The sequence below is a fragment of the Azonexus fungiphilus genome, assembly GCF_003634965.1.
Classification (GTDB): Bacteria; Pseudomonadota; Gammaproteobacteria; order Burkholderiales; family Rhodocyclaceae; genus Azonexus; species Azonexus fungiphilus.
The window spans coordinates 42,935-64,528 of the sequence record NZ_RBXP01000016.1 but is presented as its reverse complement, the minus strand read 5'-3'; the positions used below and the strand labels follow the sequence as shown (position 1 = coordinate 64,528).

Below are 21,594 nucleotides of genomic sequence, written 5' to 3'. Positions count from 1 at the left end.
GGTGGCTTACTTGAGCAGGCCGGCTTCGCGGTAGTACTTGGCGGCGCCCGGGTGCAGCGGCACCGGCGAACCGGCGGCCAGCTTTTCCTTCTTGATCGCCTTGGCGGCCGCGTGGGCGGTGGCCATCGCGTCGAGGTTCTCGGCCATCGACTTGGTCATCTTGTAGACCGTGTCCTCGGAGACGCCGGCGTGGGTGATCAGGTAGTTGGGCACGAGCACGGTGTTCACGTCGGTGGTCTGGCCGTTGTAGGTGTTGGCCGGGATGGTGCCGGACTGGTAGGCGGCGTCGCCGATCTTGGCGACGACATCGGCCGGGATCGGGATGACGACGATCTTCAGCGCGGTGGCCAGGTCACGCACGGCGGCGACGCCGAGGCCGGACGAGAGCAGGGTGGCGTCGAGCTGGCGGTTCTTCATCAGCTCGACCGACTCCGAGTAGCCGAGGTATTCGACCTTGGCGAAATCCTGGTAGCTCATGCCGACTGCCTTGAGGATGTCGCGGCTGTTCAGTTCGGTGCCGCTCTTCGGCGCGCCGACCGAGACGCGCTTGCCCTTGAGATCGGCCAGCGACTTGATGCCGGAATCGGCGGAAGCCAGGAAGTGGATGTAGTTCGGGTAGATCGCGGCGACCGTACGCAGCTTGTTCAGCGGCGCCTTGAAGCCGACTTCGGGATTGCCCTTCCAGGCTTCGGAGAGCGTGTCGCCGAGCGTGAAGGCGATTTCGCCCTTGCCGGCCTGCAGCAGGTTGAGGTTCTCGGCCGAGGCCTTGGTCGCCTGCACCGACATCTTGGCATCCGGCAGCACCTTGCCGTAGATCTGGGTCAGCGAGACGCCGAGCGGGTAATAGACGCCGCTGGTGCCGCCGGTGAGCACGTTGATGAACTCGGCTGCATGGCCGGCGGTGGCGCCGACGGCCAGCGAGGCGGCGACGATCAGTGAACGCAGTTTCATTTTTTCTCCTCCGTGGAATTGGGATGCGCCGCAGGGCGGCAGCGGAGGAGAACATTGCAGGACCTGTGCCAGCCAGGGGGCTGGTCGGCAAGTCGCTGATTTAGCGGGCTTGTCGGCGAGCGGCCTGGGCTGGTTGGCGGTCGCGGCGTGCGGAATCCCGGAATCGGGCGGGTGATTTGTGCGGAAATCCGCACAAGTCGCCGTGTCGTCCTACTTGCGCCACTTCGCCCAGGGGTCGTCGTTGCCGGCGGCCGGGCCCGGCCGCGGTGACGCCGGGCGGCGACCCCGCTCCGGGCGTTGCGCACTTTCCCGGTCGTGCTGCTCGGCCTTGCGGGCACGCTTTTCGCGCAGCCGTTCGGCGTCTTCCAGGCTCAGTACGGCCGGCGGCCCCGGCACCTGGTCGGGCGGGACGATGCGGTCGCGCGGCGGGCGCTCGAACTGCTCGGCCGAGGCGCGCGGCAGGCTCTTGTACTGGTAGAGGTAGAAGGCCTCGACCTTCTCGCGCGCCCAGTCGGTCTTCTTCAGGAACTTGACGCTCGATTCGGTGCTCGGGTTGGTCTTGAAGCAGTTGATGTTGAGGTAGGCGTAGAGGATTTCGAAGCCGTAGTGCTGGGCGAGTTCGCTGACCATCTGCTTCAGGCTGACGCCGTGCAGGGGGTTGTTGCCGTAGTTGATTTCGTCGGTCATGGGGTGTTCCGGCAGTCGATTACAGCAGCGGCGCCAGCCAGCGTTCGGCTTCGCCGAGCGCCATGCCTTTGCGTTGTGCCCAGTCTTCCAGCTGGTCGCGGCCGATCTTGGGGATGGCGAAGTACTTGGCGCCCGGGTGGCCGATGTAGAAGCCGGAGACGGCGGCGGCCGGGGTCATGGCGCAGGATTCGGTCAGCGCCATGCCGATGGCCGGCGCGTCGAGCAGGGCGAACAGCTCGCGCTTGGCGGTGTGGTCGGGGCAGGCCGGGTAGCCGGGGGCGGGGCGGATGCCGCTGTAGGCTTCGGCGATCAGCGCGTCGTTGTCGAGCTTTTCGCCAGCGGCGTAGCCCCAGAACTCGGTGCGCACCTTCATGTGCAACCATTCGGCGGCGGCTTCGGCGAAGCGGTCGGCCAGGGCCTTGAGCATGATCGCCGAGTAGTCGTCGTGGGCGGCTTCGAAGGCGGCGACGCGGTCGTCGATGCCGAGGCCGGCGGTGACGGCGAAGGCGCCGGCGTAGTCGTTTTCACCGACGAAATCGGCGAGCGCGGTGTTGAAACGCCCGGCCGGCTGCTTGATCTGCTGGCGCAGGCCGACCCAGCGGGTGGCCTCGACGCTGCGCGACTCGTCGGTGTACAGCACGATGTCTTCGTTCTCGCCGCGGGCCGGATAGAGGCCGAACACGGCTCTGGCGGTCAACCAGCTTTCGGCGACGATTTTCGCCAGCATCGCCTGCGCGTCGTGGAACAGTTGGCGGGCGGTTTCGCCGACGACGTCGTTGGTCAGGATGGCCGGGTAACGGCCGGCCAGGTCCCAGCTCTGGAAGAAGGGCGACCAGTCGATGTAGGGGACGAGGTCGGCGAGCGGAATCTCCAGCGTCTGGCGACCGAGTTGTGCCGGCTTGGCCGGCGTGTGCGCTGCGTTCCACGTGAAACGGTTGGCGCGGGCGTCGGCCAGGCTGACCAGCGTGGCGCCCTTGCGGCCGGCGTGTTCGGCGCGCACGGTTTCGTACTCGGCGGCGATTTCGGCGACGTAGCCGGCCTTCTGGTCGGTCGACAGCAGTTTGGTGGCGACGCCGACGGCGCGCGAGGCGTCCGGCACGTAGACCACCGGGCTGTCGGTGTTGGTGGCGATCTTGATCGCGGTGTGGGCGCGGCTGGTCGTCGCACCGCCGATCAGCAGCGGCTGGCTCATGCCGTGCCGTTTCATCTCGGCGGCGACGTGGGCCATTTCTTCCAGCGACGGGGTGATCAGGCCGGACAGGCCGATGATGTCCACCTTGTGCTCGAGCGCCGCCTTGAGGATGTTGTCGCAGGGGACCATGACGCCGAGGTCGATGACGTCGTAGCCGTTGCAGCCGAGCACGACGCCGACGATGTTCTTGCCGATGTCGTGCACGTCGCCTTTAACGGTGGCCATCAGGATCTTGCCCTTGGAGCCGAGGCCGGTGCGGGCCTTTTCGGCTTCGATGAAGGGCAGCAGGTGGGCGACCGCCTGCTTCATGACACGGGCCGACTTGACGACTTGCGGCAGGAACATCTTGCCGGCGCCGAACAGGTCGCCGACGACGTTCATGCCGCTCATCAGCGGCCCTTCGATGACCGCCAGCGGTGGTTTGCCTTCGCCTTCCAGCTTGACGCGGACTTCCTCGGTGTCGGCCACGACGAAATCGGTGATGCCCTTGATCAGCGCGTGTTCGAGGCGCTTCTCGACTGACTGCTCGCGCCAGCTCAGGTCCGGGCCACTGTCCTTGGCCTTGCCTTCCTTGACCGTCTGCGCGAAATCGACCAGTGCCTCGCCGGCGCCGGGGTTCCTGTTCAAAACCACGTCCTCGACCTTGGCGCGCAGTTCAGGCTCCAGGTCGTCGTACACGCCGAGCATGCCGGCATTGACGATGCCCATGGTCATGCCGTTCTTGATCGCGTGGTAGAGGAAGACGGTGTGGATCGCCTCGCGCACCGGGTCGTTGCCGCGGAAGCTGAAGGACACGTTGGAGACGCCGCCGGAAATGTGCGCGTGCGGCAGGTTCTCCTTGATCCAGCGCACCGACTCGATGAAATCGACGGCGTAGTTGTCGTGCTCCGGGATGCCGGTGGCGATGGCGAAGATGTTCGGGTCGAAGATGATGTCCTCGGCCGGGAAACCCATGCCGGTCAGCAGCTCATACGCTTTGCCGCAGATCTCGATCTTGCGGGCGTAGGTGTCGGCCTGGCCTTTTTCGTCAAAAGCCATGACGATCACCGCGGCGCCGTAGCGGCGGGCGAGCTTGGCCTGCTCGAGGAACTTGGCCTCGCCTTCCTTCATCGAGATCGAATTGACGATGCCCTTGCCCTGGATGCACTTGAGGCCGGCCTCGATCACTTCCCACTTGGAGGAGTCGATCATGATCGGCACGCGCGAGATGTCCGGTTCCGAGGCGATCAGTTTGAGGAATTTGTCCATCGCGGCGAGCGAATCGAGCATCGCCTCGTCCATGTTGATGTCGATCACCTGGGCGCCGTTCTCGACCTGCTGGCGGGCGACGGCGAGTGCGTCGTCGAAGCGGCCTTCGAGGATCATCCGGGCGAAGGCGCGCGAGCCGGTGACGTTGGTCCGTTCGCCGACGTTGACGTAAAGCGACTCGGCGGTGACGTTGAAGGCTTCCAGCCCGGACAGGCGCAGCGCCGGTTCGATTTTTGGCGTTTTACGCGGGTTGACCGTGGACACCCGTTCGGCGATGGCGCGGATGTGCTCGGGCGAGGTGCCGCAGCAGCCGCCGACGATATTCACGATGCCGCGCTCGGCCCAGCCGGCGATCTCGTCGGCCAGCTGTTCCGGGGTTTCGTCGTAGCCGCCGAAGGCATTGGGCAGGCCGGCGTTGGGGTGGGCCGAGACGTAGCAGTCGCAGACGCGCGACAGTTCCTCGACGTACTGGCGCAATTCGCTGGCGCCGAGCGCGCAGTTGAGGCCGAAGGACAGCGGCTGGACGTGGCGCAGCGAGTTCCAGAAAGCCTCGGCGGTCTGGCCGGACAGCGTGCGCCCGGAAGCGTCGGTGATCGTCCCCGAAATCATCACCGGCCAGCGGCGGCCGGCGATGTCGAAGTACTTCTCGATGGCGAACAGCGCGGCCTTGGCGTTGAGCGTGTCGAACACGGTTTCGACGAGCAGGATGTCGGCGCCGCCTTCGATCAGGCCGGTGGTGGCTTCGACGTAGTTGGCGACCAGTTCGTCGAAAGTGACGTTGCGGTAGCCGGGGTCGTTGACGTCGGGCGAGATCGACGCGGTGCGCGAAGTCGGGCCGAGGACGCCGGCGACGAAGCGCGGCTTGGCCGGATTCTGGGCGGTGAATTCGTCGCACAGCTTGCGGGCGAGTGCGGCGCCTTCGAAGTTCAGTTCGTAGACGATCTCGGTCAGGTTGTAGTCGGCCTGCGAGACGGCGGTCGAGTTGAAGGTGCAGGTCTCGATCAGGTCGGCGCCGGCTTCCAGGTACTCGCGGTGGATGCCGCCGATGATGTCGGGGCGGGTCAGCACCAGCAGGTCGTTGTTGCCCTTGAGGTCGTGCGGGTGATCGGCGAAGCGTTCGCCGCGGTAGTCCTTCTCCTGCAGGCCGTGGCGCTGGATCATCGTGCCCATGGCGCCGTCGAGGACGAGCAGGCGTTGTTCGAGCAGGGCGTGGAGTTCGGCAGTACGGTCAGGCTGGATCATGGATTACCTCGGCAAAGCAAAGTACCGGTGACGCCGCCAAAAGCGAACGGCGCTGCAAACCGGCGGGAAACAGGGTTTGCGAGCGCCGTTGATCGTTGCCGAGCCTGGCCATACAGTGAAATGGTCGCAGCGCTCCTCGGCAGGAGGCGAAGTGTAGCGGTCGACGGCCCGAAAGCCAAGTTTTCCCTGCAAAAACAGTCGCTCAGCCGAGCGGTTCGCAACGCAGCCAGACGGTGAACACGGCGCCGCCGCTGTCCGGGCAATCAACGGTGATGCGCCCGTCGTAGCGTTCGACCAGCGACTTGCTGACCCACAGGCCGAGGCCGTGGCCGCCCGGTTTGTGGGCGGTGAAGAAAGGCTCGAACAGGTGCTCGCGTTCGCTTTCGGGGATGCCCGGACCGGAGTCGGCAACGCTCAGGCGCAGGCCGATCGGCATGTCGGCCTCGTCCCATTCCTCGGCGCGCAGGCGGAGCAGGCCGCCGTCGGGCATGGCCTGGATGGCGTTGGCGAGCAGGTTGATCATCACCTGCTGCAGTTCGTTCTTGTTGCAGGTGACCAGCCGGTTGGTGGCGATTTCCTGTTCGATGGCGACGTTGCCCTTGCGCAGCAGGTGGCCGACCAGCAGCAGGCAGTCGTGGATCAGCTGGCTGGCATTGACCGGCTCGAGGTAGCCGACGTACTCCTGCGGGCGGGCGAACTGCAGCAGCTTGGTGACGATCAGGCGGATGCGGTGCACCTGGTCGAGGATCAGCCGGAATTCCGGCTCGACCGGCTTGGCCTGCGCGCCGAGCAGTTCGCGGGCGAGTTCGAGGTTGCCCTGGATGACGGCGATCGGGTTGTTGATCTCGTGGGCGACACCGGCGGTCAACTGGCCGATGGCGGCCATTTTCTCGTTGGTGATCAGCTTGCCCTGGGTCGAGCGCAGGTTGGCCAGCGCCTCCTGCAGTTCGGCGGTGCGCTGGGCGACCTTGCCGTCGAGCGATTCGCCCCAGCGTTGCAGGGCTTCCGCCTGGGCCTGCTGGCTTTCGAGGAGGCGGTCGAAGTGGCGGGCCAGTTCGCCGATTTCGTCGGCGTTGGCGACCGCACCGACGCGGGCGTCGGTGCGGCCGGCCTCGATTTCGTTCATCGTCGCGTGCATCTTCTCGATTGGGCGGAAGATGCGGCGCGCCCAGAGCACCGCGAAGATCGCGGCGATCAGCATGGCCAGCGCGAAGAGCGCGACGATGCCGATGAAGGCCGATTTCTTGGCGGCGACGAAAGGCGTTTCGAGGAAGCCGACGTAGAGCATGCCGACCCGCTCGCCGCGGCTGTCGAGCAGCGGCCGGTAGCCGGAGTAGTACCAGTCCTGGACGACGAAGGCGCGGGCTAGCCAGGTTTCGCCGCGGCCGAGCACGGTATCGCGCACCGCCTGCGAGACGCGCGTGCCGATCGCCCGCTCGCCCTCGAACAGGCGGACATTGGTGGCGATGCGCACGTCGCCGAGGAACAGCGTCGCGGTGCCGACGCTGTCGAGCAGCTTGTCGTCGGGATAGACGATTTCGTTGAGGTGGTCGATGAATTCGAGGTTGCCGTTGAGCAGCACGCCACCCGCCAGCACGCCGAGCAGGCGGCCCTGGGCGTCATGGACCGGGGCGGCGCTGTGCACGACCAGGCCGCGTTCCTCGACGGCGGCCTGGCTGGGTTGCGCGTTGCGGGTCGGCAGCAGCGGCGTGCGTGCGCGCTCGGCGAGCGCCGGGTCGATCGCCGCCAGTTGGCCGGCGCTGAAGACGTCGTTGACGGTATCGGCCTTGCCCCTGAGGGCATCGGCGACGACCGGCCAGTTGCCCAGGCAAGGCGCCTTGGGGTGGCCGTGGGCGCAAGCGTCGCGGTCGAGGAGGAGCAGGAAATCGAGTTGCAGGCGCTGGCGTTCCTCGCCCAGCCAGTCCTGCAATTGCGCTTGCGGCATGTCGAGCCGGGTGGCCAGCCGCGCCGAGCCGGCCAGGCCTTCGACGGCAGTGCCGATGCCGGCGCTGACCCGTTCGTAGTAGCTGTTGGCGCTGACCAGGTCGGCGCCGACCTTGGCTACCAGCAGGCGGTCGAGAAAGCCGCTGCCCCAGTTCACCAGCGTCACCAGCAGCAGCGGCAGGACGACGCCGAGCGGCAGCAGCGCCAGGCCGATCAGGCGCCTGCGGATCGACTGGCGGGGCGCGCCATCGCTCACTCACAACCCCAGGCGGTGCACTTGCGGTCGAGCGTCTTGCGCGAGATGCCGAGCCGGCGTGCGGCTTCCGACTTGTTGCCCTGACAGGCGCCGAGCATGGCCAGGATGTGGCGCTTCTCGACCGCTTCCAGCGATTCGCTGGACGCCAGGCTGCCGTCGTCGGCGGCGACGTCGTTTTCGTCCAGGCCGAGGTCGAACCAGCCGAGGATCAGCGAGCGTTCGATGAAGTTGCGCAGCTCGCGGACGTTGCCCGGCCAGTCGTAGGCGGCCATGCAGGCGAGCACGCGCGGGCTCGGCTCGAGCGGCGGCACGTTCAGCGCCTGGGCCATGCCGGCGATGAAGTGCTGGGCGAGCAGGGCGATGTCGTCGGGCCGCTCGCGCAGTGGCGGCAGGCTGACCTCGACGACCTGCAGCCGGTAGTAGAGGTCCTGGCGGAAGCGGCCGCTGGCGACGTCTTCCTTGAGGTCGCGGTTGGTGGCGGCGATGACGCGCACGTCGACCGGGATTTCCTGCTCCGAGCCGACCGGGCGGATGCGCCGCTCCTCGAGCACGCGCAGCAGCTTGGCCTGGGCGGCGGTTGGCAGCTCGGCGATCTCGTCGAGGAAGAGGGTGCCGCCCTGGGCGTAGTAGAAGAGGCCTTCGCGGGCGCTCTGGGCGCCGGTGAAGGCACCCTTGACGTGGCCGAACAGCTCGGACTCGATCAGCTCGGCGGCGATCGCGGCGCAGTTGATCGGCACGAAGGGGCCGGCATGGCGGGCGCTCATCCGGTGCAGGGCGCGCGCGGCGACTTCCTTGCCGGTGCCGGATTCGCCGGTGACGAGCACGGTCGCGTTGGTTGGCGCGATGCGCTTGAGCCGCTCGCAGACGGCCTGCATGCTGTCGGACTGGCAAATCACGCCGTCAATGGCGGTTGACCGTTCCTCGATCTCGCGGCGCAGCACGAAATTCTCGCGGCGCAGCCGCGAACGCTCGAAGCAGCGGGCGACGCCGTTGAGCATCTGGGCCACCGAAAAAGGCTTGAGCAGGAAATCCGAAGCACCGGCGCGCAGCGCGTCGATCGCCGTGTCGAGGTCGGCGTAGGCGGTGATCAGGATGACGTCGCCGACGAAGCCGTCGTCGCGCAGCTCGTGCAGCCATTCGATGCCGGAGCGGCCGGGCAGCGAGATGTCGAGGACGATCAGGTCGTAGAGCCGGCGGCGCAGCTGGGGAATCGCCTGCTCGACGCTGCCGGCGGTGTCCACCTGGCCGTAGCGCTGGGCCAGCGCGCGTTGCAGGAAGCTGATCATCCCCGGTTCGTCGTCCACGACGAGAATGGTGAAGGGTTGCTGGGGGGCGGCCGCGTGGGCGTCGGCCGGGGATTTGTTGTCCATGTTTTTCTCCGCGTAGCCTGCATGATCGCAAACCTGCGGCTGCTGAGGCAAACGGAGAATCACCGATTTTTCCGCGCCGGGCTGCGCCGGATCGACGCTTTTCCAGTCGTTGACGGTCGACCGGGTAAAATCGCCATTTTTCACCCCGAACACGCCGCCATGAGCTTCGCCAAACTCGGCCTGCAGCCACCCCTGACGCAAACCCTCGCCGAGCTCGGCTACGCCGCGCCGACGGCGGTCCAGCAGCAGGCGGTGCCGGCGGTGCTGGCCGGGCGCGACGTGCTGGCCGCGGCGCAGACCGGCACCGGCAAGACCGCCGCCTTCGTCCTGCCGCTGCTGCAGATGCTCGCCGCCACGCCGGCCGCCGGCCCGGCGCCGCGCGCCGTCGTCCTGGTGCCAACGCGCGAACTCGCCGAGCAGGTACTGGCCAGTTGCCAGCGCTACGGCGCCGGCCTGCCGCTGCGCTGCTACGCGCTCTACGGCGGCGTCAGCCACGGCCCGCAACTGACCGCGCTGCGTGAAGGCGTCGATCTGCTGGTGGCGACGCCGGGGCGGCTGATCGACCTGTTCGGCAAGGGCGAGCTGCGCTTGCGCGAAGTCCGCCATGTCGTCCTCGACGAAGCCGACCGCATGCTCGACCTCGGCTTCGCCGACGACCTGGCGACCGTCTTCCAGGCGCTGCCGCGCGAGCGCCAGGTGCTGCTGTTCTCGGCCACCTTTGCCGACGCGGTGCGGGCACTGGCCCGGGCGCGCCTGCGCAAGCCGCTGAGCATCGAGGCGACGCCGCGCAACACGGCGGCGCGGACGATCCGCCAGTGGGTGGTGCCGGTCGACAAGAAGCGCAAGCCCGAGCTGTTCCTGTTCATGTGGCGCGACCGCGGCTGGCAGCAGGTGCTGGTCTTCGTCAAGACCAAGCTGGGCGCCGACGAACTGGCCGAGCGCCTGCGCGGCAAGGGCATCGCCGCCGAGGCGATCCACGGCGACCGGCCGCAGGCCAGCCGTCAGGCGGCGCTGGCAGCGTTCAAGGCGGGCACGGTGGCGGTCCTCGTCGCCACCGACGTCGCCGCGCGCGGGCTGGACATCGACGGGTTGCCGCAGGTGGTCAATTTCGACCTGCCGCTGCAGGCCGAGGATTACGTGCACCGTATCGGCCGCACCGGGCGCGCCGGGGCCGCGGGTGAGGCGATTTCCTTCGTCTGCGCCGACGAGGCGCCGCAACTGGCAGCCATCGAAAGCCTGTTGAAGAAGAAACTGAGCCGCGACGAGGAACCGGGTTTCGAGCCGCGCCACCAGTTGCCGGCGACGGTGGCGGCGGTCGCCGCACCGTCGCGCCGGCCACCGCCGCTGGCCAAGGCCGGTGCCGGGCGGGGCCGGACGCCGGGCAACTGGGTCGGTTTCGACGAGCGCCCCGGCGGCGCCCGGCGAGGCCGGCCGGGCGGCGCCAAAAGCGGCCGCGGCGGGCGCTAGGCTGTCCCATTTTGTCCGACGGGCGGGCCGGTGCCTGGACATTATGTCCATTTCGGCAAGAGGGATTTGTTTCGCGCGACAGCGTCGATTTCATTTAGTTCAATGACTTGCGCGCCTTGGCACGTTCGTTGCCAAGGCTTTCCCTCGTGGCCGCCAGGGCCGACCAGGAGGGAAAGACAAAATGAACATCAATCGACGGCAGTTTTTCAAGATTTCGGCGGCCAGTCTGAGCAGTTCCGGCCTTGCCGCGCTCGGCATGACGCCGACCGCCGCCCAGGCCGACGTGCGCCAGTACAAGTTGTTCCGCGCCACCGAGACGCGCAACAACTGCACCTATTGCTCGGTCGGCTGCGGCATTCTGATGTACAGCCTGGGCGACGGCGCCAAGAACGCGAAGAAGAAGATCTTCCACGTCGAAGGCGACCCGGATCACCCGGTCAGCCGTGGCTCGCTGTGCCCGAAGGGGGCCGGTGTGCTCGACTTCATCCACAGCCCGCAGCGCCTGAAATACCCGGAAGTGCGCGAGGCCGGCAGCAACGAATGGAAGCGCATTTCCTGGGAAGAGGCGCTCGATCGCATCGCCCGCCTGATGAAGGACGACCGCGACGCCAACTTCATCGAGAAGAACGACAAGGGACAACTGGTCAATCGCTGGACGACCACCGGCTTCCTCGGCTCGTCGGCGGCGAGCAACGAAACCGGCATCCTCGACGTCAAGTTCGCCCGCGCGCTCGGCATGGTGCACCTGGAGAACCAGGCCCGCCTCTGCCACGGCCCCTCGGTGGCCGGCCTGGCGCCGTCCTTCGGGCGCGGCGCGATGACCAACAACTGGGTCGACATCAAGAACGCCAACGTCATCCTGGTGATGGGCGGCAACCCGGCCGAGGCTCACCCGGTCGGTTTCAAGTGGGCGGTCGAGGCCAAGGTGCGCAACAAGGCCTACATGATGGTCGTCGATCCGCGCTTCAACCGCACCGCCGCCGTCGCCGATTTCTATTCGCCGATCCGTGCCGGTGCCGATTCGGCGTTCCTGCTCGGTGTTGCTCACTACCTGCTGACCAACGACAAGATCCAGCACGAATACGTCAAGGCCTACACCAACGCGCCGCTCATCGTGCGCGAGGACTACAAGTTCGAGGATGGCCTGTTCAGCGGCTATGACGCCGAGAAACGCAGCTACGACCGCTCCTCCTGGGCCTACGAGCTGGGCGCCGACGGCTACGCGCTGCGCGACGAGACGCTGCAGCATCCGCGCTGTGTCTTCAACCTGCTCAAGAAGCACGTCGAGCGCTACACGCCGGAGATGGTCAGCAGCATCTGTGGCACGCCCAAGGAAGACTTCCTGCACGTCTGCGAGAAACTCGCCTCGACCTGCGTCCCGGACAAGACCACCAGCATCCTCTACGCGCTCGGCTGGACCCACCACGTCGGCGGCTCGCAGATGATCCGCGCCTCGGCCATCGTCCAGCTGCTGCTCGGCAACATCGGCATGCCCGGCGGCGGCATCAATGCCCTGCGCGGCCACTCCAACGTCCAGGGCTTCACCGACCTGGGCGTGCTCACCACCATGTTGCCGGGCTACCTGACGCTGCCCAACGAGAACCAGGAAACGCTGCAAGCCTATCTCGAACAGCGCACGCCGAAGACCCTGGTCGACAAGCAGGTGAACTTCTGGAAGAACACGCCCAAGTTCATGGTCAGCTTCCTCAAGGGGATGTACGGCGACAAGGCCACGCCCGAGAACAACTTCGGCTACGACTGGCTGCCCAAGTGGGACCGCAGCTACGACGTGATGGCCTTCGTCGAGCAGATGCACAAGGGCAAGGCCAACGGCTACATCATCCAGGGCTTCAACGTGATCGCCGCCGCCGCGTCGTCGGGCAAGGTGCGCGAAGGCCTGGCCAAGCTCAAGTACCTGGTGGTGATGGACCCGCTGCAGACCGAAACCTCGTCGTTCTGGCAGAACCACGGCGAGTTCAACAACGTCAATCCGACCGACATCCAGACCACGGTGTTCCGCCTGCCGTCGTCCTGCTTCGCCGAGGAGAACGGTTCGATCGCCAACTCCGGCCGCTGGCTGCAATGGCACTGGGCGGCACAGACGCCGCCGCACGAAGCCTGGCACGACGGCCGCTTCCTCGGCACCCTGCTGATGAAGCTGCGCGAACTTTACGCCAAGGAAGGCGGCGTCTGCCCCGAGCCGCTGATGAACGTGGACTGGCACTACCACGATCCCAAGGACCCGCATCCGGAAGAAGTCGCCAAGCAACTCAACGGTTACGCGCTGGCCGACCTGTTCGACGACAAGGGCAACCAGATTGCGAAAAAGGGCGAGCTGCTGTCGAGCTTCGCCCACCTGCGCGACGACGGCACGACGACCAGCCTGTGCTGGATCTACACCGGCCAGTGGACGCAGGCTGGCAACATGATGGCCCGCCGCGACAATACCGATACCGGTCTCGGCAACACGCCGGGCTGGGGCTTTGCCTGGCCGGCCAACCGCCGCCTGCTGTACAACCGCGCCTCGGCCGACCCGTCCGGCAAGCCGTGGGATCCGAAGCGCAAGTTCCTGCACTGGGATGGCGTCAAGTGGAGTGGCGCCGACGTCCCCGACTATCCGCCGACGGCCGCGCCGGGCAGCGGTGTCAGTCCGTTCATCATGCTCCAGGACGGCGTCGGCCACCTGTTCTCGATGGGCGCGATGACCGATGGGCCCTTCCCCGAGCACTACGAACCCGAGGAAAGCCCGATCCCGGCCAACCCGCTGCATTCCGGCAGCGGCAAGAGCCCGGTGGCGCGCATCTTCAAGGACGACAAGCCGACTTTCGGTTCGCGCGAGGAATTCCCCTACGTCGCGACCTCGTACTCGATCACCGAGATGTTCCGCCACTGGACCAAGCATTCGCTGCTCAACGCCATCGTCCAGCCCGAGCAGTTCGTCGAGATCAGCGAGAAGCTGGCGGCGAGCAAGGGCATCAAGGCCGGCGACCTGATCAAGGTATCGAGCAAGCGCGGTCACATCCGCGGCAAGGCGGTGGTGACCAAGCGCGTGATGACGCTGCAGGTGGCGGGGCAGGAAGTCGAGCAGGTCGGCATCCCGGTGCACTGGGGTTTCGAGGGCACGGCGCGCAAGGGCTACCTGGCCAACACGCTGAGCCCGCGCGTCGGCGACGCCAACACCCACACGCCTGAATACAAGGCCTTCCTGGTCAACATCGAAAAGGCTTGAGGAAACCATCATGTCCATGCAATCCCAAGACATCATCCGGCGTTCGGCCACGTCGAGCCTGACGCCGCCGCCGCAAGTGCGCGACCACAAGCTGGAGGTCGCCAAGCTGATTGACGTTACCGTGTGCATCGGCTGCAAGGGCTGCCAGGTCGCCTGCTCGGAATGGAACGACATCCGCGACGAAGTCGGCCACAACCACGGCATCTACGACAACCCGGTCGACCTCACCGCCAAGAGCTGGACGGTGATGCGTTTCGCCGAGCACCAGGACGAGGGCGGCCGCCTGCAGTGGCTAATCCGCAAGGACGGCTGCATGCATTGCGCCGACCCCGGTTGCCTGAAATCCTGCCCGGCGCCCGGCGCGATCATCCAGTACGCCAACGGCGTCGTCGATTTCCAGTCCGAGCATTGCATCGGTTGCGGCTATTGCGTCACCGGCTGCCCGTTCAACGTGCCGCGGATCAACAAGGACGACCACAAGGCCTACAAGTGCTCGCTGTGTTCGGACCGTCTGGCCATCGGCCAGGAGCCGTCCTGCGTCAAGACCTGCCCGACCGGCGCCATCCAGTTCGGGACCAAGGAAGACATGAAGCTGGTCGCCGACGACCGGGTCAAGGACCTCAAGGAACGCGGCTTCGCCAATGCCGGCCTGTACGATCCGCAGGGGGTGGGCGGCACCCACGTCATGTACGTGCTGCACCATGCCGACCGGCCCGAGCTGTACAGCGGCTTGCCGGCGAATCCGGCAATCAGCCCGCTGGTCTCGATCTGGAAAGGCGTCACCAAGCCGCTGGCGACGCTGGCGCTGGCCGGTGTCGCGCTGGGCAGCCTGTTCCACTACGTGACCAAGGGGCCGAACGAGGTTTCCCGCGAAATCGAGGAAGAAATCGAAGCCGAAGACAAGGAGGCAGCAAAATGATCCGCGATCCCAAGGACCTCAAGCGCTACAACGCGTCGGAACGGGCCAACCACTGGCTGATCGGCATCAGCTTCATCCTCCTGGCGCTGTCCGGGCTGGCCTTCTTCCACCCGGCCTTCTTCCCGCTGACGCAGTTCTTCGGCGGCCCGGTCTGGGCGCGCATCCTGCACCCTTACATCGGGGTGGTGATGGCACTGGCTTTCCTGATCATCTTCTTCCGCTTCAAGCATCTGAACAAGATGACGCCGGCCGACAAGGAATGGCTGGCGAAGGCGAAGAACATGGTCGACGGCAACGACCACGACATGCCGGAGCAGGGCAAGTACAACGGCGGGCAGAAGGTGATGTTCTGGGCGCTGGCCGTGTGTATGCTGCTGATGACGGTGTCGGGTCTGCTCATCTGGCGCGCCTGGTTCGGTTTCGACATCACGCTGGTACGGCTGGGGGCGGTGGTTCACGCTGCTGCCGGGGCGGTGATGATCGGCCTGATCATGGTGCACGTCTATGCCGCGATCTGGGTCAAGGGAACGATCCGTGCCATGTGGTACGGCACGGTCACCCGCGCCTGGGCCAAGCAGCATCATCGCGGCTGGTACCGTCAGGTCACCGGCAAGTAATTTTCCGTTTGCCTTGCGTTATCGGGGCTCTGCAGGTTTTACTGCATCCCCGCTTTTTTGGACGCCGGATAGCGCCATGAACCTGCCTGACCCAAGCGTCGCCGACAGCGGCTCGGACGAGACCCAGCCGACGATCGTATCGTCCGGGGTGCACCGCCTGCGCGGCGAGCACTGGTCGGCAGCCAGCGACGACCTGATCGAGGAAGTCCCGGTCGCGCTCGTCTATAACGGCATCTCGCATGCGGTGATGCTCGCCTCACCGGCCGACCTCGAGGATTTCGCGCTCGGCTTCAGCCTCTCGGAAGGCATCCTCGGTCGTGCCGGCGAGTTGTACGACATCGAGATCAATGTCGCCTGCGAGGGCATCACGGTCGACCTGAGCATCGCCAGCGAACGTTTTGCCGGCCTCAAGGAACGCCGTCGCCAGCTGGCCGGCCGCACCGGCTGCGGATTGTGCGGCGTCGAGAGCCTGGCCGGCCTGCCGCCGATGCCGCAAGTCCTGCCCGGCGGGGCTGCTGCTGTTTCGCCGGCCGCCATCCGCGAAGCGCTGCGCCAGTTGCCGCACTGCCAGGTCATGCGCCAGCGTTGCGGCTCGGCACATGCGGCAGCTTGGGCCGATGCGCAGGGCAACATCGTCTGCGTGCGCGAGGATGTCGGACGGCACAACGCACTCGACAAGCTGATCGGCGCACTGTCGCGCAGCGGTGCGGCAGGCGATGGAAACGGTTTCGTCGTGGTCACCAGCCGGGCCTCCTACGAGATGGTCCAGAAAACCGCGAGCGCCGGCTTGCCGGCACTGGTTGCGGTGTCTGCGCCGACGGCGCTGGCGGTCCGCCAGGCTCGTGCCGTCGGCTTGCTGCTGGCCGGTTTCGCACGTGCCGACGGGCTGGTCGTTTATGCTGGCGGCGAATACCTTGCCGGCGATACTGCCGCGCCGGCGCCGGCCATCCTGATGTAAGCGAGAGAAATACATGCAATTCCCCCCGCAATCCCTGCCTTCCGCCGACGATTACCCGAGCCTGCTGCGTCCGGGAACCAGCCTCTTTGCCCGCCGGGCCAGCCGCCTGCGCACGCTGGCCGGCAGCGCGCCGGCGGCCGACTGGCTGAATCGGCTGGCGCTGCTGTGCGACGCGCAGCAGACGGCGTTCGATGCACTGGGCGACCTCGGCCTGCGCTTACCGGCCGGTTTCGCCTGGCAGCAGGCCGTGTCAGCCGGGCGCGAGGCAGAGATCGAGGCGGCGTGGCCGGCAATTTATCCGCAACTGGCCAGCGCCATGGCTGCTGCCGGCGTCGCCGTCGCCGACCTGGGGTCGGCACAGGCCAGTCTGCCGGCAGTGCGCGCCTTGCTTGCGGGCGAGGCCGAGGCCGCCTTGCAGTCGCCGACCGAGGCGGTGCTCGCCGCGGCGCTGCAGGTGGTGTGGACACGCTTTGCCCAGGGGCTGGACGTGCCGACCGGCAAGGTCTTGCTGGCCGAACGCGGGCATTGTCCGTGCTGCGGTAGCGCGCCGCTCGGCAGCATCGTCTTCGCCGGGCAGGGCCGGGGCGGCGCCCGCTATCAGGAATGCAGCCTGTGCGCGACGCGCTGGAACGCGGTCCGTGCCCGCTGCACGCTGTGCGACGATCCGGGCGTGGTTGCCTACCTCGGCATCGAGGACGCCTTTCCGGCGGTCCGCGCCGAGGCCTGCGAACACTGCAAGGGCTACAGCAAGCTCTATTTCCAGGACAAGGACCTGGTCGTCGAGCCGCTCGCCGACGATCTGGCGACACTGGCGCTCGACGTCCTGGTCGGCGAACAGGGCTACGCCAGAGGCGCGCCGAATCCCTTCCTGCTGACCGGCTGAACCCTCGGCCAGACCATTCGTCCCGAGTGGGACATTTTGTCCGGGTTTAACGGTCAACGGACAAAATGTCCCACTTTTGCCTTGCCTTGCTGTGGTGGATTACTTTTAGCTCAACGACTTGCCAATAATGGCATGATCGTTGCACGGTTTCCGCCAGCGACACGGAGTCGCACACAGGAGGAAATTCAATGAACATGAACAGGCGGCAGTTCTTCAAGGTCTGCTCCGCCGGGCTGGGAGGGTCGTCCATCGCACTGATGGGTTTCTCGCCGAATGCAGCCCTTGCGGAAGTACGCACCTTCAAGCTCGCCCGCGCCACCGAAACACGCAATATCTGCCCGTATTGCTCGGTGTCCTGCGGCGTGCTGATCTACTCGACCGGGGATAAATCCAAGAACTCCCAGAGCGAGATCATTCATATCGAAGGCGATCCGGACAATCCGGTCAATCGCGGAACCCTGTGCCCGAAGGGCGCCGGCCTGCGCGACATGATCCAGAGCCAGAACCGCCTGAAGTGGCCGGAAGTCCGCGAAGCGGGTGCCAGCGAATGGAAGAAGATTTCTTGGAACGAAGCCCTCGACCGCATCGCCAAGCACATGAAGGCCGACCGCGATGCCAACTTCGTGGCCCAGAACAAGGACGGCGTGACCGTCAACCGCTGGACGACGACCGGCTTCCTCGCCTCGTCGGCAGCACAGAACGAGACCGGCTACCTGACCGTGAAGATGCTTCGCGCGTTGGGGATGACCTCGATCGACACTCAGGCGCGCATTTGACACGCTCCCACGGTGGCCAGTCTGGCTCCGAGTTTTGGGCGTGGTTCGATGACCAACCACTGGGTGGACATCAAGAACGCCGATCTGATTTTCGTCATGGGTGGCAACCCCGCTGAAGCGCATCCCTGCGGCTTCAAGTGGGCGATCGAAGCCAAGAAGAATCGCAAGGCCAAGCTCGTGGTCGTCGACCCGCGCTTCAACCGCACCGCGTCGGTGGCCGACTTCTATGCCCCCGTGCGCCCCGGTTCCGACATCGCCTTCCTCGGCGGCGTCATCAACTACCTGCTGACCAACGACAAGATCCATCACGAGTACGTGAAGGCGTATACCAACGCGTCCTTCCTGATCAACGAAGGCTTCTCGCTCGAGGACGGCATCTTTACCGGTTACAACGAGGAAAAGCGCAGCTACGACAAGGCCAACTGGAGCTACCAGATGGGCGAGGACGGCTTCGTCAAGGTCGACCAGACGCTGCAGGACCCGCGCTGTGCCTTCCAGCTGCTGAAGACGCACTATTCCCGCTACACGCCGGAGATGGTGGCCAAGGTCTGTGGCACGCCGAAGGAAGCCTTCCTCAAGGTGTGCGAATACATCGCCGAAACGGCGGCGCCGGACCGGACCATGACCAGCCTGTACGCGCTGGGCTGGACCGAGCACTCGGTTGGTTCGCAGAACATCCGCTGCATGGCGATCATCCAGTTGCTGCTCGGCAACATGGGCATGGCGGGTGGCGGCATCAACGCGCTGCGCGGCCACGCCAACGTCCAGGGCATCACCGACTTCGCGCTCTATGCCCAGAACCTGCCCGGTTACCTGGCGGTGCCGAGCGATGCCGAACCCGACCTCAAGACCTTCCTCGACAAGAAGACGCCGAAGTTGCTGCGTCCCGGCCAGATGAACTTCGGCCAGAACCTGTCGAAGTGGTACGTCAGCCTGCACAAGGCCTGGTGGGGCGATGCGGCAACCAAGGAAAACGGCTTCGCTTACGACTTCATGCCCAAGCTGGCCGGTGCTTCCGACGTGCTGTCGATTTTCGACCAGATGTACCAGGGCAAGATCAACGGCTTCTTCTGTCAGGGCTTCAACCCGCTGGCCTCCGTCGCCAACAAGAAGAAGGTCGGCGATGCCCTGGCCAAGCTGAAGTACATGGTCGTGATCGATCCGCTGGCCACCGATACCTCCGAGTTCTGGAAGCCGCATGGCGAGTTCAACGAGGTCAATCCGGCGGAAATCCAGACCGAGGTGTTTCGTCTGCCGACCACGCTGTTTGCCGAAACGACCGGCAGCTTCACCAATTCCGGGCGCGTCATCCAGTGGCGCTGGAAGGCGGTGGAAGGTCCGGGCGATGCCAAGGACGATACCGAAATCCTGGCCGGCCTCTTCCTCAGGCTCAAGGAGATGTATGCCAAGGATGGCGGTGCCTACGCCGAGCCGATCCAGAAGCTGACCTGGGCTTACCGGATCCCGGGCAAGCCGTCGCCGGAAGAGCTGATGATGGAGTACAACGGCAAGGCGCTGGCCGACGTCACCGATCCGAAGGATCCGACCAAGGTGCTGGTCAAGGCCGGCGATCAACTGCCGAGCTTCGCCATGCTGCGCGACGACGGGTCGACCACCTGCGGCAACTGGATCTATTGTGGTGTCTGGTCGCAGGCCGGCAACAACTCGGCGCGGCGTGACAACAGCGATCCGTCCGGCCTCGGCCAGACCTTGAACTGGGGCTTCGCCTGGCCGGTCAACCGGCGCATCCTGTACAACCGCGCCTCGGCGGACCTCGCCGGCAAGCCGTGGGATGCGAAGCGGACCGTGCTCAAGTGGCTGGGCGACAAGTGGGGCGGCAACGACATCCCCGACATGCGTCCGGATGCCGCGCCGGAACAGAACGTCATGCCCTTCATCATGACCGGTGAAGGCGTCGGGCGCCTGTTCAGCCTCGGCCTGATGAACGAAGGCCCTTTCCCTGAGCACTACGAGCCGTTCGAGACCCCGCTCGACGCCAACCCGATGCACCCGAACAACCCGAAGGCGCTCAGCAATCCGGCCGCCCGCGTGTACAAGGGTGACATGGAGGCGTTCGGCAAGGCCAAGGACTTCCCGTACGTGGCGACCACCTACCGCCTGACCGAGCATTTCCACTACTGGACCAAGCAGAGCAGGATCAACGCGATCATGCAGCCGGAACAGTTTGTCGAAATCGGCGAGGAACTGGCGAAGGAAAAGGGCATCGTTGCCGGCGACAAGGTGAAGATCCGCTCCAACCGCGGCTTCATCAAGGGCGTGGCGGTGGTGACCAAGCGCATCAAGGCGCTCGATGTGGACGGCAAGAAGGTGCATACCGTCGGCATCCCGATCCACTACGGTTTCAAGGGGGCGACGAAGCCTGGCTTCATCACCAACACCCTGACCCCGTTCGTGGGTGACGCCAATACGCAGACGCCAGAGTACAAGGCGTTCCTGGTCAACATCGAGAAAGCGTAAGGGAGAGCTGACATGGCACTGCAATCGCTAGACATCAAACAGCGCTCCGCGACGACCACGCCCTCGACGCAAGTCCGGGAAACCATCGAGATCGCCAAGCTCATCGACGTATCCGCCTGCATCGGCTGCAAGGCCTGCCAGGTTGCCTGCTCGGAGTGGAATGACATCCGCGACGAAGTCGGCAACTGCCACGGTGTGTACGACAACCCGATGGACCTGACGGCGAAGTCGTGGACGGTGATGCGCTTCACCGAGGTCGAGCAGAACAACAAGCTCGAGTGGCTGATCCGCAAGGATGGCTGCATGCATTGCGCCGATCCGGGCTGCCTAAAGGCCTGCCCGTCGCCCGGCGCGATCATCCAGTACAGCAACGGCATCGTCGATTTCCACCAGGAAAACTGCATCGGCTGCGGCTACTGCGTCACCGGCTGTCCGTTCAACGTTCCGCGCATCTCCAAGGAAGACAGCAAGGCCTACAAGTGCTCGCTGTGTTCCGACCGGGTTGCGGTCAACCAGGCGCCGGCCTGCGTCAAGGCGTGCCCGACCGGCGCCATCCAGTTCGGTTCGAAGGAGGACATGAAGGATTACGCTGCCAAGCGTGTCGCCGACCTCAAGGAACGCGGCTACGACCAGGCCGGCTTGTACGACCCGCAAGGGGTGGGCGGCACCCACGTGATGTACGTGCTGCACCACGCCGACAAGCCCGACCTCTACGCCGGCCTGCCTGCCAATCCGTCGATCAGCCCGCTGGTCGCGCTGTGGAAGGGCTTCGCCAAGCCGCTGGCGACGCTGGCCCTCGCCGGTGTCGCGCTGGGCAGCCTGTTCCACTACGTGACCAAGGGGCCGAACGAGGTCTCGAAGGAGACCGAGGACGAGATCGAACGTGAAGACAAGGAGGAAGCGAAATGATCCGCGACCCGAAAGACCTCAAGCGCTATACCGCGTCGGAACGGGCCAACCACTGGCTGGTCGGCATCAGCTTCATCCTGCTGGCGCTCTCCGGGCTGGCCTTCTTCCACCCGGCGTTCTTCCCGCTGACGCAGCTGTTCGGCGGGCCGGTGTGGGCCCGGATCATTCATCCCTACCTCGGGGCGATCATGGCACTGGGCTTTGTCGTCATGTTCTTCCGCTTCAAGCATCTGAACAAGATGACGCCGGCCGACAAGGAATGGCTGGCGAAGGCGAAGAACATGGTCGACGGCAACGACCACGACATGCCGGAGCAGGGCAAGTACAACGGCGGGCAGAAGGTGATGTTCTGGGCGCTGGCCGTGTGCATGCTGCTGATGACGGTGTCGGGTCTGCTCATCTGGCGCGCCTGGTTCGGTTTCGACATCACGCTGGTACGGCTGGGGGCGGTGGTTCACGCTGCTGTCG

General features: G+C 65.8%; 14 protein-coding genes and 1 riboswitch. Of the genes, 9 read left to right on the top strand and 5 right to left on the bottom strand.

The genetic code is table 11. The features are described 5' to 3' along the window. Window positions 1–6: 6 nt before the first annotated feature. The 5 genes from DFR40_RS11345 to DFR40_RS11325 form a co-directional block, all read right to left on the bottom strand. Window positions 7–951 carry a TAXI family TRAP transporter solute-binding subunit gene (locus tag DFR40_RS11345; RefSeq protein ID WP_121458618.1) on the bottom strand — a complete coding sequence of 315 codons (945 nt, stop codon included), beginning with the start codon at window positions 949–951 and terminating at the stop codon, window positions 7–9. Window positions 952–1,161: 210 nt separating this feature from the next. Next, window positions 1,162–1,638, bottom strand: a complete 477-nt coding sequence (locus tag DFR40_RS11340) for a VF530 family protein (RefSeq protein ID WP_121458617.1) — start codon at window positions 1,636–1,638, stop codon at window positions 1,162–1,164. Window positions 1,639–1,657: 19 nt separating this feature from the next. Further along, on the bottom strand, window positions 1,658–5,317 hold the full coding sequence (metH, locus tag DFR40_RS11335) for a methionine synthase (RefSeq protein ID WP_121458847.1): 3,660 nt from the start codon (window positions 5,315–5,317) through the stop codon (window positions 1,658–1,660). 76 nt (window positions 5,318–5,393) lie between these two features. Further along, a riboswitch (S-adenosyl-L-homocysteine riboswitch) is annotated at window positions 5,394–5,464 on the bottom strand. A 58-nt stretch (window positions 5,465–5,522) separates the two neighbouring features. After that, window positions 5,523–7,520 carry a sensor histidine kinase gene (locus DFR40_RS11330; protein ID WP_121458616.1) on the bottom strand — a complete coding sequence of 666 codons (1,998 nt, stop codon included), beginning with the start codon at window positions 7,518–7,520 and terminating at the stop codon, window positions 5,523–5,525. Next, entirely contained in the window at window positions 7,517–8,890 is a 1,374-nt protein-coding gene (locus tag DFR40_RS11325) for a sigma-54-dependent transcriptional regulator (protein ID WP_121458846.1), read from the bottom strand. The genes DFR40_RS11330 and DFR40_RS11325 overlap by 4 nt, the downstream gene beginning before the upstream one ends. A gap of 159 nt (window positions 8,891–9,049) precedes the next feature. Between DFR40_RS11325 and DFR40_RS11320 the strand changes: the two genes are divergently transcribed. The 9 genes from DFR40_RS11320 to DFR40_RS11275 all read left to right on the top strand — a co-directional run. Beyond that, complete coding sequence (locus DFR40_RS11320; protein WP_121458615.1) at window positions 9,050–10,357, top strand: DEAD/DEAH box helicase; 1,308 nt, start codon at window positions 9,050–9,052, stop codon at window positions 10,355–10,357. A gap of 181 nt (window positions 10,358–10,538) precedes the next feature. After that, window positions 10,539–13,586, top strand: coding sequence for a formate dehydrogenase-N subunit alpha (fdnG, locus tag DFR40_RS11315; protein ID WP_121458614.1), 3,048 nt, complete (start codon window positions 10,539–10,541; stop codon window positions 13,584–13,586). Between the two features lie 10 nt (window positions 13,587–13,596). Continuing rightward, on the top strand, window positions 13,597–14,505 hold the full coding sequence (gene fdxH / locus DFR40_RS11310; protein ID WP_121458613.1) for a formate dehydrogenase subunit beta: 909 nt from the start codon (window positions 13,597–13,599) through the stop codon (window positions 14,503–14,505). Further along, window positions 14,502–15,122, top strand: a complete 621-nt coding sequence (locus tag DFR40_RS11305; RefSeq protein ID WP_121458612.1) for a formate dehydrogenase subunit gamma — start codon at window positions 14,502–14,504, stop codon at window positions 15,120–15,122. Before fdxH (DFR40_RS11310) ends, DFR40_RS11305 begins: the two co-directional genes overlap by 4 nt. Window positions 15,123–15,198: 76 nt before the next feature. Then, a complete protein-coding gene (gene fdhD, locus DFR40_RS11300; protein ID WP_121458611.1) occupies window positions 15,199–16,080 on the top strand; it encodes a formate dehydrogenase accessory sulfurtransferase FdhD in 882 nt (293 codons plus the stop codon). Window positions 16,081–16,093: 13 nt separating this feature from the next. Further along, on the top strand, window positions 16,094–16,963 hold the full coding sequence (gene fdhE / locus DFR40_RS11295) for a formate dehydrogenase accessory protein FdhE (protein ID WP_121458610.1): 870 nt from the start codon (window positions 16,094–16,096) through the stop codon (window positions 16,961–16,963). A 188-nt stretch (window positions 16,964–17,151) separates the two neighbouring features. After that, window positions 17,152–20,217, top strand: coding sequence for a formate dehydrogenase-N subunit alpha (gene fdnG / locus DFR40_RS11285; protein WP_147431323.1), 3,066 nt, complete (start codon window positions 17,152–17,154; stop codon window positions 20,215–20,217). Between the two features lie 12 nt (window positions 20,218–20,229). Beyond that, window positions 20,230–21,126, top strand: a complete 897-nt coding sequence (fdxH, locus tag DFR40_RS11280; protein WP_121458607.1) for a formate dehydrogenase subunit beta — start codon at window positions 20,230–20,232, stop codon at window positions 21,124–21,126. Further along, the coding region (locus tag DFR40_RS11275; protein ID WP_121458606.1) for a formate dehydrogenase subunit gamma at window positions 21,123–21,594 on the top strand (472 nt) is incomplete at its 3' end. The genes fdxH (DFR40_RS11280) and DFR40_RS11275, both read left to right, overlap by 4 nt.